We start from the raw sequence: 12,763 nt of genomic DNA, 5'->3' as shown, positions 1-12,763 counted from the left end.
TCACGAAACCGCGACGAGTCTATATTTATGTAAAATTTGTGACAATACGGACCATAGGCGTATACATCGGTAAACATATTATTATCTACGGATACGTTTCCGTCAAAACAAGTATAACTATCAACCATCTAACATGTATATGGGATATTATTTTTTTAAGCATATTTAAATCTGATAGTTTAGAAAACAATATTTCAAAAGTGAAGTATTTCTTGTTCTTTCCTTGAAATTTCAGCACACGGTTTCCGCCACGGCAGGCAAGAAACCTGGAGAAGGGGCAAGGCACGAATGTCGCACCAAGCCATCATAACCGCGGCGGGAAGGTCTGATGCACCAGAAGCGGCTTGTCGCACTTGCCGGATACACGGTTGTGTATCTCCGCTGCGCGACTGCGGCACATGGACAAACGGCCGATAGTCTTTATGCGCTAGGCGTCAAGCCCGGCAGGAACAGCATTTCGAAGAAGCCGCCGGGTTGCTGAAGCGTGTCCTTGCTCTTCAGCCGGCAAATACCGACGCGCTTGTTCCGCTGGGTTTCATCGAACTGGGTATCAATGACCCGCCGGCTGCGCGGAGCGCATTTTTGCAAGCGCTGTCCATAGCGCCTGCTTACACCGACGCAACGTTTGGACTGGCCAGCGAGTTCAGAGCCGGCAATCTGCCCAAACCCGCCTATTTGCACGCCATTGTACGCCAAGGCTCTACACAGCTGAGAGGACGCTTTACATCCACGCACAGCCACGTTTCAGTGCCGTCAGATTGTTTTGGAAAGGCGATCGAGGCCGGTAAGGGGTCATTGGCGTAGGCACACTAGCGGAGACGCTACGTGCCGAACCTTTGCCATTGCCGCCGGTCCCCCTACTCCCACTCGATTATTTAAAGACCATATAACCCATTGAAATCACTTTCAAATATTTCCTGAAACGCGGAAAAGAACGACACTAGAACCGTCAGAAAATTACGCTATTGATTTTAAAGAGAAAATCGCAACAAAAAATATTTTGAGGTTTCACCAACTATCGAGAACAATCGGATGATTTTTGCAGCACAACGGCGTCTGGCGGGGCGCGTATGCCGTCTCGAAAAGTACCGTCACCGCTCAGGTTGTGTGCATTTTCGCTTCGAAATCAATGGTCATGGTGGGTCCGGAGGATGTAGCGAGAACGTTGATTTTATTGAATTTTCCTTGGGCAGAAAATCAGAGATCTTCCGCATCGTACCGTATGGTTCCGCGGCCAATGGGCGACGTCTGGTCCGCAGGTTTAAATCTTGGATACGCAACCCCCGATACCGGCATTCGCTGATCGCAGCAATGGGAGCGTTTCCGATCAAGATCTCAATCAGACCGGTGCGTACTCATTTGCCTCGAAAACATGGTGATGCACGCGGCCGGTGAACATCTTCAGCAGTTCACCGGTGACCTCCCGGCTTTTAAATCTTACGTCGGATTGAAGCGCCCGGTTGCAGGTGTCCATGTCCCGATAGCGAATGGCCAGCGCCATCGCGTAGGTGGGCGCGCCTTCGTCGCGCGCCGTACCGTCGAGAACGCGCACTTCCTCAGCGCCGGGAAACTGAGTCCAGAGCGGCACCAGCCGGTCCCTGACGAAGCGCCGGAACTCGCTCTCTTGTCCGGGATGGATTTCACCTTCGAAGAGGGCGTAGCGAATGATCATGGCGAGGCTTTCCTGATTGTGTGCTTGTGACGTCTGTCGGCTTGCGGGCGCATCGGGTGATACGCCCGCCTTGGTGCGTGCTTATTTGCCCCAGATTTTCTTGTACTGGTCGCGGTAGCCATTTTCGGGGTCGAAGGCATTCTTCGGGCCACCGTCGAACTCGACATTGTCGGCCGTCACCACATGCAGCGGCGACAGATAGCCCGACCATTTTTCACCGGCGATGGCGCGGTTCAGTTCGTCGACCAGTTGCCAGCCCTGCAGGTTGAGCGGTTCGGCGACCGTCACCTTCTGGAACTGGCCGGCGCGGATGCGCTGATAGGCCGATTCCGAACCGTCGCCGGCGGCGACATTGATCGGCGCGTCCGTGCCGGCCTTGCCGGCGGCGGCCAGAGAAGGTCCCATGAAGTCGAAATAGAGGTCGTTGATCGCCAGCGAGTGCGTCCAGGCATCGCCGTATTTCTGCAGCAGCGACGTGGTCAGCTGCGGCATGCGCTGCGAGGTCTCGGCGATCGGCGTGTCGACATATTCGAGCACCTTGCCGCCCAGCCGCTCGATTTCGGCCTTCATCATGTCGGCCTTGGCGATGGCGATGGCGTAGGTCGAATCGGTGAAGATCACGACGCCGGGTTTGCCCTTGGCATCGGTGTAGGCCCAGTCGGCCGCAGCCGTGGAGACCTGCATGGCGTCGGTCGAGACATTGGCGAAGACGCCGCTCTTTTCGTCAGGTCCGATCACCGGTCCGGCATGCCAGGAAACCAGCGGGATGCCGGCGGCCTTAGCCTGTTCCAGCGCCGGCGCCTGCTCGACAGCGTCGAAACCGTTAATGACGATGCCATTCGGCTTCAACGCCATCGCCTGGCCGAAGGCGGCGGTGCGGCCACCGATCGAGCCGGCGCCGTCGATCACCTTGACCTCCCAGCCGATCGCCTTGGCTGCCTCCTCTACGCCGGTGGTGACGCCCAGAATGCCGCCGTTCTTGAGGTCACCCGCGAGCACGACGATCGTCTTGCCCGGCTGCGCCTTCGGACCGGTGGTCGGGCCGTCCCAGGCGGTTACTTTCTGCGCATATTTTTCGACCACCGCCATGGCGTCGGCCATCGCGTCTGCGCGTGCGTGGCCGGCGAACAGGACTGGAGCAGCGACGGTCGTGGCCATCAAGGCGACGGATGATTTCAGAAGTGTTCTGCGTTGCATGTTGGTACCTCCCCTGGTTTCAAAAAAGTTATCTGGTCTTTCCGGAACTCGATTTCGGCGCCAGGTCACTGGCTGATCTGCCCAGCCACCGGGCTCAGGCCGGCTGGATGCGCGTTGACATAGATGGAATAGAGCGACGTCTGGGCGGTGATGTAGAGGCGGTTGCGCTTCGGACCGCCGAAGCACAGATTGGAGACGATTTCGGGAACCGGGATGCGCCCGATAAGCGTCCCGTCCGGCGCGTAGACGCGAACCGCGTCGGCGCTCGAGGCCCAGATATTGCCATTGCGATCGACGCGGAACCCGTCGAAGAACCCTGCCTCGCATTCGGCCAGCGTGCCGCGCGACCGCAGCGAGCGTCCGTCCGCAGCGACGTCATAGGTCTTGATCGCACGCGGCAGGCCCTGAACATGGCTTGCGCCGGTATCCGACACGTAGAGGATGCTCTCGTCGGGCGAAAAAGCCAGCCCGTTCGGCTGCACCAGATCGGCGATGACCGCACTCACCTCGCCGGTTGCTTCATCGAACCGGTAGACATGCGATGCGCCGATCTCCGGCCGGGCAATCATGCCTTCATAGTGGCTGTCGATGCCGTAGACTGGATCGGTGAACCAGATCGTCCCATCGGATTTGACCACCACATCGTTGGGCGAATTGAGCCGCTTGCCGTCGATGGTTTCGACAAGCGGCTGCCAGCGCCCATCATGTTCGAGCCGGGAGACGCGACGGCCGCGATGCTCGCAGGCGACGACGCGGCCTTGGCCATCGAGCGTGTGGCCGTTCTGGTTGTTGCAAGGGGTTTCGAAGACACTGACCGAACCGTCGCTTTCGTCGTAGCGCAGCAGCCTGTCGTTGGGGATGTCCGACCACAGCAAATGCTTTGCCGCGGGAACATAGACCGGCCCCTCGGCCCAGCGGCTGCCGGTCCACAGCCGTTCGAGCTTGGCATGCCCGATCGTCAGCTTTCGGAAGCGGTCGTCCAGAATCTCGTAGTCGCTCATTTCATGGATCCCGGGATGGTTCGGCTGGTCACTTCGAGGACTGCTCTGCGGTCTTGGTCCTGGCCCTGTGCGCCGCGCCGCGCTTGCGCTGGGCGTAGCCGGCAATACCGATGGCGACGAGCAGCGTCACGCCGTTGAACAGCGGTTCGACGAAGAAAGAGCCGCCGAACTGCTGGATGCCGGAAATGCCGACCGCCAGGATGACGACGCCCGTCATCGTGCCCCAGACATTGACGCGTCCAGGCTTGATGGTGGTCGAGCCGAGAAAGGCGCCGACCAGGGCCGGCAGAAGATATTCCAGCCCGACGCTGGCCTGGCCGATGCGCAGCTTGGAGGCGAGCAGGACGCCTGTCAGTGCCGTCAGGAAACCCGACGAAATGAAGGCGCCGATGACGAAGCGGCGCACCGGAATGCCGTTCAGCGCAGCAGCCTTCGGATTGGCGCCGATGGCATAGACGTAGCGGCCGATCGGCAGATATTCGAGGATGATCCACAGCGAGACGGCAATCGCCAAGACATAGAGGCCGGTGATCGGCAGGCCGAACACCATCGTGCCGTTGAGCGCATAGAAGCCGTCGGGCAACACGCCGACGACCTGCCGCCCGCCAGTGTGCCAGAGCGCCAGAGCGTAGAGCACGGTGCCGGTGCCGAGCGTGGCGATGAAGGAGTCGATGCGGGCGACTTCCACCAGCAGTCCGTTGAGGAAGCCGGTTGCAGCGCCGAGAAGCAGCACGACGATCACCGCCAGCGGCCACGGAACGCCGAACATGGTCTGCAGGCTGATGGCAAGGATGTGCCACAGCACGATGCCGTAGCCGACGGTGAGGTCGATGCGCCCGGACGCCATCGGAATCATCGCCGCGAGCGACAGCAGGGCGATGATCGCCTTGTCGGAGATGATCGAGCGCAAATTGAGCAGGGTCGGAAAGGTGTTCGGCAGCAGGATCGAAAACAACAGGATGAGCAGCGCCGTCAGGATCACCAGCCCGTAGACCGGCAGCAGCCGGACGATCTTCTGCCCCAAAGGCAAACCCGCCATTTCGCCACGGGTTGGTTCAAGTGCACTGGATTCGATCGATTGCATGGGTTCGCTCCCAGAAAATTCAGGCGGCTTCGGAAGCCGATGCCGCAATGATCACGGCGGATGTGGTCAGGTCGTTGCCGGTGAGTTCGCGCACGATCTGTCCGCGCGAAAACACCAAGGCGCGGTGGCAGATATGGGCGATCTCCTCGAAATCGGTCGACACCACGACCACAGCGAGGCCGGCTTCAAGTGCGCGGCCGATCAGCCGGTAGATCTCGGCCTTGGCGCCGACATCGACGCCGGCAGTGGGGTCCTCGGCGATCAGCAATGTGCGGCCGGTGTGGAGCCAGCGCCCGACGACCACCTTTTGCTGGTTTCCGCCCGAAAGCGCTTCGATGGGCAGGTTCGGATCGTTGGGGCGCAGCCCGACCGAGCCGCCGATCACTTGCGCCAGCGCAGCCTCCTTGTGAGGCGCCAGGAATGAGAACAGGCCGCGCTTGCCGGCACCGGGATTGAGAAAACTGTTCTCGCGGATCGACAAGGAGGCCGCGATGGATTCCTCCGTCCGGTCGCGGGCGATTAGGCCGACGCCGGCCGCCATCGCCGCGATCGGGCTCGATAGATCGGGCATAGCGCCATTGATCGTCACCGAACCGGAAAAGGCCTGGCAGCCGAACAGCGTGCGGCCGACCAATTCCTGTCCGGCGCCGCGCAATCCGACCAGACCGAGCAGCTCTCCCTTGCGCACGTCGAACGACACCGGACCGGCGCCGGCGCAGACCAGGTCGCGAACAGCGCACACCGTCTCGCCGGCCTGCGTCTCAGCCTTGCTGAAAACCTGGCTTACCGGACGGCCGACGATCATCTCGACCAGCTCGTCCGGCTTGGTCTCGGCGACCTTCTTCTGGCCAACCAGCCTGCCGTCGCGCAGCACGGCAACGCGGTCGGCGATGCGGAAAATCTCGTCGAGGCGATGCGAGACATAGATCATGCCGACACCGCGCTGCTTGAGCGGGCGGATGGCGTCGAACAGGCGATCGACCTCGTCGGCCGGGAGACTGGCGGTCGGCTCATCGAGCACCAGAACATCGGCCTCGGTGGCCAGAGCGCGGGCGATGGCGACCAGCGATTTTTCGGTACGCGTTAGATCCTGGACGCGCGTCGTCGGATCGAAATCGCAGCCGACAAGCTTCAGCGCCTCGTGCGCCCGCTTTTCGGTGGAGCGCCAGTCGATGAGACCGGAGCGCAGCGAAAATCCCTGCGCGAGGCCGACATTTTCGCCGACCGTCATCCACTCGATCAGGCCGAGATCCTGGTGAATGAAGGCGACGGATTGGCGCTGGTTCGGCCGCGGCGGGCGATGATGATAAGGCTCGCCGCGAAACAGGATGCTGCCGCCATCGGGACGGTAGATGCCGGCAAGCGTCTTGATCAGCGTCGACTTACCGGCGCCGTTCTCGCCGAGCAGTGCCAGGATCTCGCCCTTGTGCAGATCGAGCGACACGTCGGAGAGCGCGCGGGTGCCGCCGAACTCCTTGGTAATCGACTTGAATTCGATCAATTTTTCCTCAGACACAAGCGTTCCTCCCAAGATCGCCAAATGATGTTATCGATAACATTTCTGAGCGTCAAGCGACAAAGTCCAGGGCTCGCCGCTCAGCTGGTCTTGCCGTCGAGCAGGCGCATCATTTCAGCCGAATCCTTAGACCCCAGCCCGGCCGCGCAGAGCAGGCGATGGATCTCGACCACCTGCCCGGTCATCGGCATCGGCGTCTTGGTCTTCAGCGCAAAGGCCTGCAGCGAATCGAGGTCCTTCAGCATGTTGTCGATGCGTCCGGTGGCTGAAAAATCGCGAGCGGCAAACTTTGCCATGAACTCCTGCATGATGCTGGAATCGGCCCTGCCGCCCTTCAGCGCCGCCGGGATGGCCTTGGGATCGACGCCGCCGGCTTCGGCGAGTTTCACCGCTTCGGCGACGGCCTGGAACAGCACCGCGCAGAAAAGCTGGTTGATCAGCTTGGTTGTCTGCCCTGCCCCGCTCGGCCCCATCAGCGTGTAGTTGGCGCAGAGATGCCGCATCACCGTGCGCGCGTGTTCGAAGTCTGCCGCCTCGCCGCCCGCCATGACGGTCAGCCGGCCGGCGAGCGCACCGGGAACGCCGCCCGACAGCGGACAGTCGAGCCATTTCATGCCGGTCTCGGCAAAGAGCTTCTTCGCCATCTCAGCGGTGTCGGCCGGGTCGATCGACGACATGTCGATCAGCAGCTTTTCGGACGACGCCGCAGCCGCGACACCGCCGTCGCCAAACACCACCGAACGCACGATATCGGCATGGTTGAGGCTGAGGATGACGAAGCTGCTGGCGTGTGTCGCCTCGGCGACAGACGCGGCGGCTGCCGCACCCTTCGCGGTCAGGGCGGCAACCTTGGCCTTGTCCAGATCGAACATCGTGACGGTCTGCTTGGTCTCGATCAGGCGGGTGGCAATCGCCGATCCCATGATGCCGGCGCCGACAACGGCGATTTGTGCTGCTTCTGTCATGTCAACGTGCCTCTCTCTTTGTCCCGGCAGCGGGTGCGACACTGAGAGTGCCCAGCCCCTCCAAAGCCGCGTCGACTATGCTGTAGACCGGAGCGTTGATATCCACGGTGACCACTAGCTTCTCACCATCCGGATTTTCCAGCGCAGCGAATTGGCTATCGAGCAGCGCCGGCGGAAAGAAATGGCCGCCACGCTCGGCGAGTCTGGCTTGCAGCAGCGCGCGCGACCCCTCCAAGAATATGAAAACCGCCGACCCGCCCACCGCATGGCGAAGCCGATCACGGTAGGATTCCTTCAGCGCTGAGCAGCTTACGACAAGCCCACGGCCCTCCTCGTTCGCCTGGCGCAAGGCTGCACCCACCAGATCCAGCCACGGCCAGCGATCGTCATCGGCGAGCGGGATGCCGGCCGACATCTTTTCGACATTGCCGGGCGGATGCAGCGTGTCGCCTTCGATGAAGGGGAGGCCGAGCCGCTCCGCAATCTCGACTCCGATTCTGGTCTTGCCGCAGCCGCTGACACCCATCACGACGATGAGTGCGGGCTCAAAGACAGGTCGTGATGCCGCCATCGACATAGAGCGTGTGTCCGTTGACAAAGGATGAGGCCGGTCCGGCCAGGAAGACTGCCGCGCCGATCAGTTCGCCGACATCGCCCCAGCGTCCGGCCGGCGTTCGGTTGGTCAGCCATGTCGAAAATTCGGGATTGTCGACCAGCGCCTGGTTGAGCGGCGTCTTGAAATAGCCCGGCGCGATGGAATTGATCTGCAGGCCATGCTTGGCCCAGTCGGCGCACATGCCGCGCGTCAGATTGCGCACCGCTCCCTTCGTGGCGGTATAGGGCGCGATGTTCGTGCGGGCCAACTCGCTTTGTACCGAGGCGATGTTGATGATCTTGCCGCACTTGCGCGCAATCATGTACCGCGCCACCGCCTGCCCGACGAAAAACACGCTGGAGATGTTGGTGCGCAGCAGCTCGTCCCATTTGTCCGCAGGGAAGTCCTCGAGCGGCATACGAAACTGCATGCCGGCATTGTTGATCAAAATGTCGATGGCGCCGATCGTCGCCTCGATCTCGGCGACGCCTTTGACGACCGCAGCGTGATCGGTCACGTCGAAGACCGCCACGCGAGCCTTGTATCCCCGGGCCACCAGCGCATCGGCAGCGGCCGCGACTTTTTCAGCGTTGCGCCCGTTCAGCACGATTTCGGCGCCGTGCTGCGCCAGCCCCTCTGCCAGCGCCAGGCCGATCCCCTGACCCGAGCCGGTGACCAGCGCCCGCATGCCGGTCAAATCGAACAACGAACTGCTCATGCGCTCCTCCTGAGGACTGTCCCCTGAAGCGGATATGATTTCCACCGCGCCGCCGCCAGTGCCTATTGACATGAATGTTATCGATAACATAGTCAATGGGAAAAATGAACTTGCTGAGGAGACGACGCCATGACCGATATATTGATGACCGGCCCCTATCCGGATTGGGACATGGAAGACCTCGAGGCGAGATATCGCGTTCACAAGCTCTGGCAGGCGGAGGACAAGGACGCGCTTATCGCAAGCCGAGCTGGCGCGATTCGTGCCATCGCAACGCGCGGCGAGCTTGGGGCAAGTGCGGCGCTGATGGCGAAACTGCCGAAGCTTGAAATCGTCTCCTGCTATGGCGTCGGCACCGACGCCATCGACCTTGCTTACGCCAGGGCAAACGGCATCCGCGTCACCAACACGCCTGACGTGCTGACCGAGGACGTGGCCGATATCGGCATCGGGCTGCTGCTGGCAGTGGCGCGCAAGATCCCGCAGGCCGACGCCTACGTCCGCGATGGCAGCTGGCGCAAGGCCAACATGCCGCTGGTGACGCGCGTTTGCGGGAAAAGGCTGGGCATTGTCGGCATGGGCCGCGTCGGCGCGGCGGTGGCCAGGCGCGCCGCAGCCTTCGACTGCGCTGTCGCCTATTTCGACGTGCGTAAGCGCGATGACTTGCCCTACGCATTCGTTGGCGATCTGGTCGAACTGGCGCGACAGAGTGAATTCATGATTGTGACGCTCGCTGGCGGCGACAGCACGAAGCACATCATCGATGCGGATGTTCTGGCTGCACTCGGGCCTGACGGCATCGTCATAAATATTTCGCGCGGCAGCACGGTTGACGAGACCGCGTTGCTCGCGGCCCTGGAATCCAGTGCCATAAAGGGCGCCGGCCTTGACGTGTTCTGGAACGAGCCAACGATCGACGATCGCTTCCTGAAGCTTTCCAATGTCGTGCTGCAACCGCACCACGCCAGCGGCACGGTGGAGACCCGCAAGGCAATGGGTCAGCTCGTTCGCGACAATCTCGCGGCCCATTTCGGCGGACAGACCTTGCTGACACCGGTCGTTTGAGAAAGAGATTCCATCATGAAGTCGATCGTCATCCACGCGATAAAAGACCTGCGGATAGAGGAGACCGATCCGGGCTCCCCCGGCGCCGGACAGGTCGAGATCGCGGTCGAAGCCGGCGGCATCTGCGGCTCGGACCTGCACTACTATAACCATGGCGGCTTCGGCGCGATTCGCCTGCGCGAACCGATGATCCTCGGCCACGAGGTTGCCGGCACAGTAAAGGTCATCGGCGGCGGCGTTTCCACACTCGCTGTCGGCGACCGCGTCGCGATCTCGCCCAGCCGACCCTGCAACGCCTGCCGCTACTGCCTGCAAGGCATGCAGAACCAATGCCTCAACATGCGCTTCTATGGCAGCGCCATGCCGATGCCCCATATACAAGGGGCGTTCCGCCAGCGCCTGATCGCGGAGGCGTGGCAATGTCATAAAATCGCCGACCATATCTCCATCAACGAGGCCGCTTTCGCCGAGCCTTTTGCGGTTACGCTGCATGCCCTGAACCGCGCCGGCTCGCTGCTCGGCAAACGCGTTCTGGTCACCGGCTGCGGGCCGATCGGCGCGCTTTGCATCCTGGCAGCCAGAGCCCACGGCGCGCGCGAAATCATCGTCACCGACGTCATGGATGCCGTGCTGGAAAAGGCTCGGGAGATCGGCGCTGACCGCACCATCAATGTCGCCACCGACGCCGACAAGCTCGCTGCCTATAACATCGAAAAGGGCAGTTTCGACGTGATGTTCGAATGCTCCGGCAACGAGCGCGCGGCACGGGCCGGACTCGACGTGCTGAAGCCGCGCGGCGTGCTGATGCAGCTCGGCCTTGGCGGCGACGTGTCTCTCCCGCAGAACCTGATCGTCGCCAAAGAGATCGAGATGCGCGGCAGCTTCCGTTTTCACGAGGAATTCGCGCTCGCCGTCGACCTGATCAACCACCGCCGGGTGGATGTCAAACCGCTGCTATCAGGCATCTATCCGCTCGACGAGGCGGTTACCGCTTTCGAGATCGCTGGTGACCGCAACAGGTCGATGAAGGTCCAGATCGCGTTCTGAAGATCCTTCGGATGCGCTGGAAGCGCATCAACACATCGCCTTTAAATCGCGTCGGCGCCGATCGCCGCCAGCGCGGCGCGTGCCACGTCGAAATCCTGCTCGCCGGTTCCCGAACCGACACCGATGGCGCCCGCCAGGCGGCCATCGAAGCGGATCGGCAGGCCGCCAGGCAAATTGGTCACGCCGCCCTGTGAGGCGATCCCAGCCAAGGTTGCTGCTTCGGGCGCCATGCCGCCGGTGGCGGCGTTGATCGACGCCGCCGTGCGCGCCTTTGCCCGCGCCGTGTGCAGGCTCAGGAACCGTGCGCCGTCCATACGCAGGCTGGCGATGGTCTCGCCGCTTGCATCGACAACCACAAGACATTGCGGCACCCCTATCGTGACGGCGCGTGCGGCTCCGGCAGCCACGGCTTTCAACGCGCCGTCATGCGTGAGGCTGATGGTCTTTCGAAACATCGCTATGCCTTTACTGTTTTGGAATTTGCTGAAGGAGTTCAGGTGCTTTCGCGCTCGACGACGCGATACCCGGTCAGGATGATTTCCTGTTCGTGCTTCTTTTCGCCGCCGCGGATGATCTGGATAAGCCTGCGGGCAGCTTGTTGTCCGATGCCATAGCAGTCCACGTTCACGGTTGTGATGCCGGGATGGCAGAAGGCGGCAACCTCATAGTCGCCAAAGCCGGCAATGGCGATGTCCTGCGGGACCCGCATTCCACGACGCTTGCATTCCATCAGCGCGCCAAAGGCCGAGAGATCGGAAACGCAGAGCACGGCCTCGGTGTCCGGCCAGCGTTCCAGCATGCTCACAACCGCCTGGCCACCTTGTTCGATGGAGATCGGTGGCACGCCGAAGGAGACAAGCCGGCCGGTCGGCAGGCCGAGTTCCTCGATGGCTCGGACAAAGCCTTCGCGCCGCTGGCTGCCGCGCGTGTCGCGCGAGGTCGTGCCACCGATGTAGCCGAATTTTCGATAGCCTTTCCTGGCCAGCGTTTTGACGAGAAGCCCCATCGCCTCTTCGTTGGAGAACCCGACCACCTGATCGATGGGTTTCGACGGCAACTCCCAGGTTTCGACTACCGGGATGCCCGCGTTATCAAGAAGGCGGCGGGCGCGCTCCGTATGGGCTCCTCCAGTCATTATGATGCCTTCCGGCCGTCGGCGGAGCATCGCTTCGATCAGCTTTTCCTCCTTCTCGACCGTGTAGTCGGTGTAGCCGAGAAGAAGCTGGAGTCCCGTGCTCTCCAGTTCATCCGTAATACCGCGCGCCGTGTCGGCGAAGTTGGAATTGTTGAGCGATGGAACCATTGCAGCAACAAATCCAGTCTTGCGCGAGGACAGGGTACCGGCTGACTGGTCGAGCACGTAACCAAGCTCGTTGACCGCAGCCATGATCTTTTCCCGCGTCGCCTTGGAAACCCGGCTGCCCTCTTTCAGGGCGCGTGAAACGGTCATGGTGGACACACCTGCCCGCAGCGCCACGTCAACCATAGTTGGCGCATGGCTTTCGAGGGGCCTAGATGAGGCAGCCTTGGCCATCATGCCGCTCCACCGGCCGGCTGAGGCCTGCCCAAGGGAAGCGCTAGACGTTCGGTCACAAGGTCTCTGCGGCGTCCTGCATCGATCATGAGCCACCCCTTGGAATCAAACTCCACGCGAAGGACATGTTATCGATACCATCTGAACAAGACAACGACCATATGTGTCTAGGTATTGTCATGAGCACTGGGTGACGGTTCTTTTCTCGAACGTTGAGTCGCGTACGAAAATTACCGTCAAAGCACCGTCAGATGGATCTGCTGCCCTTACACCCAGATTTGCACGAGGCCAAAGAAATCAGCGACTTAGGCAATCGAAGACTTCAGTTGATAATGTGGGTCCGATTGTGAATGAGATGAACCGCAAACC

General features: G+C 61.3%; 13 protein-coding genes. 3 read left to right on the top strand and 10 right to left on the bottom strand.

Annotation, left to right across the window (positions count from 1 at the left end):
* Positions 1–474 precede the first annotated feature (474 nt).
* Positions 475–804 (top strand): hypothetical protein, encoded by a 330-nt coding sequence (locus NP503_RS29915; RefSeq protein ID WP_127268984.1) that lies wholly within the window; start codon positions 475–477, stop codon positions 802–804.
* 535 nt (positions 805–1,339) lie between these two features.
* Here the strand turns inward: NP503_RS29915 and NP503_RS29910 are convergent.
* From NP503_RS29910 to NP503_RS29875, 8 genes are all read right to left on the bottom strand, one after another.
* Positions 1,340–1,672: a hypothetical protein gene (locus tag NP503_RS29910; RefSeq protein ID WP_127268983.1), complete on the bottom strand. Its 333-nt coding sequence runs from the start codon at positions 1,670–1,672 to the stop codon at positions 1,340–1,342.
* An 81-nt stretch (positions 1,673–1,753) separates the two neighbouring features.
* The gene (locus NP503_RS29905) at positions 1,754–2,869 is read right to left on the bottom strand and encodes a substrate-binding domain-containing protein (RefSeq protein ID WP_127268982.1); all 1,116 of its coding nucleotides are present in this window, start codon (positions 2,867–2,869) and stop codon (positions 1,754–1,756) included.
* A 65-nt stretch (positions 2,870–2,934) separates the two neighbouring features.
* Positions 2,935–3,870, bottom strand: a complete 936-nt coding sequence (locus NP503_RS29900) for an SMP-30/gluconolactonase/LRE family protein (RefSeq protein WP_127268981.1) — start codon at positions 3,868–3,870, stop codon at positions 2,935–2,937.
* 28 nt (positions 3,871–3,898) lie between these two features.
* The gene (locus NP503_RS29895) at positions 3,899–4,954 is read right to left on the bottom strand and encodes an ABC transporter permease (RefSeq protein WP_027036365.1); all 1,056 of its coding nucleotides are present in this window, start codon (positions 4,952–4,954) and stop codon (positions 3,899–3,901) included.
* A 19-nt stretch (positions 4,955–4,973) separates the two neighbouring features.
* Positions 4,974–6,470 carry a sugar ABC transporter ATP-binding protein gene (locus NP503_RS29890; RefSeq protein ID WP_127271839.1) on the bottom strand — a complete coding sequence of 499 codons (1,497 nt, stop codon included), beginning with the start codon at positions 6,468–6,470 and terminating at the stop codon, positions 4,974–4,976.
* An 80-nt stretch (positions 6,471–6,550) separates the two neighbouring features.
* Positions 6,551–7,435, bottom strand: a complete 885-nt coding sequence (locus NP503_RS29885; RefSeq protein ID WP_127268551.1) for an NAD(P)-dependent oxidoreductase — start codon at positions 7,433–7,435, stop codon at positions 6,551–6,553.
* Position 7,436: 1 nt separating this feature from the next.
* Positions 7,437–8,012, bottom strand: a complete 576-nt coding sequence (locus NP503_RS29880; RefSeq protein ID WP_236383252.1) for a gluconokinase — start codon at positions 8,010–8,012, stop codon at positions 7,437–7,439.
* Positions 7,981–8,748 (bottom strand): SDR family oxidoreductase, encoded by a 768-nt coding sequence (locus NP503_RS29875; RefSeq protein ID WP_127268550.1) that lies wholly within the window; start codon positions 8,746–8,748, stop codon positions 7,981–7,983. The genes NP503_RS29880 and NP503_RS29875 overlap by 32 nt, the downstream gene beginning before the upstream one ends.
* 129 nt (positions 8,749–8,877) lie before the next feature.
* Here NP503_RS29875 and NP503_RS29870 point away from each other — a divergent pair, with 129 nt between their 5' ends.
* The gene (locus tag NP503_RS29870) at positions 8,878–9,813 is read left to right on the top strand and encodes a 2-hydroxyacid dehydrogenase (RefSeq protein WP_127268549.1); all 936 of its coding nucleotides are present in this window, start codon (positions 8,878–8,880) and stop codon (positions 9,811–9,813) included.
* A gap of 15 nt (positions 9,814–9,828) precedes the next feature.
* A complete protein-coding gene (locus tag NP503_RS29865; protein WP_127268548.1) occupies positions 9,829–10,860 on the top strand; it encodes an L-idonate 5-dehydrogenase in 1,032 nt (343 codons plus the stop codon).
* 41 nt (positions 10,861–10,901) lie between these two features.
* Here NP503_RS29865 and NP503_RS29860 read toward each other — a convergent pair whose 3' ends face one another.
* Both NP503_RS29860 and NP503_RS29855 read right to left on the bottom strand, forming a co-directional pair.
* On the bottom strand, positions 10,902–11,315 hold the full coding sequence (locus tag NP503_RS29860; protein ID WP_268931180.1) for a heme-binding protein: 414 nt from the start codon (positions 11,313–11,315) through the stop codon (positions 10,902–10,904).
* Positions 11,316–11,353: 38 nt separating this feature from the next.
* Positions 11,354–12,397 carry a LacI family DNA-binding transcriptional regulator gene (locus tag NP503_RS29855; protein ID WP_127268546.1) on the bottom strand — a complete coding sequence of 348 codons (1,044 nt, stop codon included), beginning with the start codon at positions 12,395–12,397 and terminating at the stop codon, positions 11,354–11,356.
* Positions 12,398–12,763 lie beyond the last annotated feature (366 nt).

Origin of the sequence: Mesorhizobium sp. SEMIA396, assembly GCF_024518615.1 — a bacterium.
Classification (GTDB): domain Bacteria; phylum Pseudomonadota; class Alphaproteobacteria; order Rhizobiales; family Rhizobiaceae; genus Mesorhizobium.
The sequence above is the reverse complement of the archived record's forward strand: the minus strand, read 5'-3'. Positions and strand labels throughout refer to the sequence as shown.

Bases quoted from the DNA above. Each gene is read 5' to 3' on its own strand.
- NP503_RS29910 (WP_127268983.1), bottom strand. From the start codon at position 1,672: ATGATCATTCGCTACGCCCTCTTCGAAGGTGAAATCCATCCCGGACAA.
- NP503_RS29865 (WP_127268548.1), top strand. From the start codon at position 9,829: ATGAAGTCGATCGTCATCCACGCGATAAAAGACCTGCGGATAGAGGAG.
- NP503_RS29860 (WP_268931180.1), bottom strand. From the start codon at position 11,315: ATGTTTCGAAAGACCATCAGCCTCACGCATGACGGCGCGTTGAAAGCC.
- NP503_RS29900 (WP_127268981.1), bottom strand. From the start codon at position 3,870: ATGAGCGACTACGAGATTCTGGACGACCGCTTCCGAAAGCTGACGATC.
- NP503_RS29875 (WP_127268550.1), bottom strand. From the start codon at position 8,748: ATGAGCAGTTCGTTGTTCGATTTGACCGGCATGCGGGCGCTGGTCACC.
- NP503_RS29905 (WP_127268982.1), bottom strand. From the start codon at position 2,869: ATGCAACGCAGAACACTTCTGAAATCATCCGTCGCCTTGATGGCCACG.
- NP503_RS29870 (WP_127268549.1), top strand. From the start codon at position 8,878: ATGACCGATATATTGATGACCGGCCCCTATCCGGATTGGGACATGGAA.
- NP503_RS29885 (WP_127268551.1), bottom strand. From the start codon at position 7,435: ATGACAGAAGCAGCACAAATCGCCGTTGTCGGCGCCGGCATCATGGGA.
- NP503_RS29895 (WP_027036365.1), bottom strand. From the start codon at position 4,954: ATGCAATCGATCGAATCCAGTGCACTTGAACCAACCCGTGGCGAAATG.
- NP503_RS29855 (WP_127268546.1), bottom strand. From the start codon at position 12,397: ATGATGGCCAAGGCTGCCTCATCTAGGCCCCTCGAAAGCCATGCGCCA.
- NP503_RS29880 (WP_236383252.1), bottom strand. From the start codon at position 8,012: ATGTCGATGGCGGCATCACGACCTGTCTTTGAGCCCGCACTCATCGTC.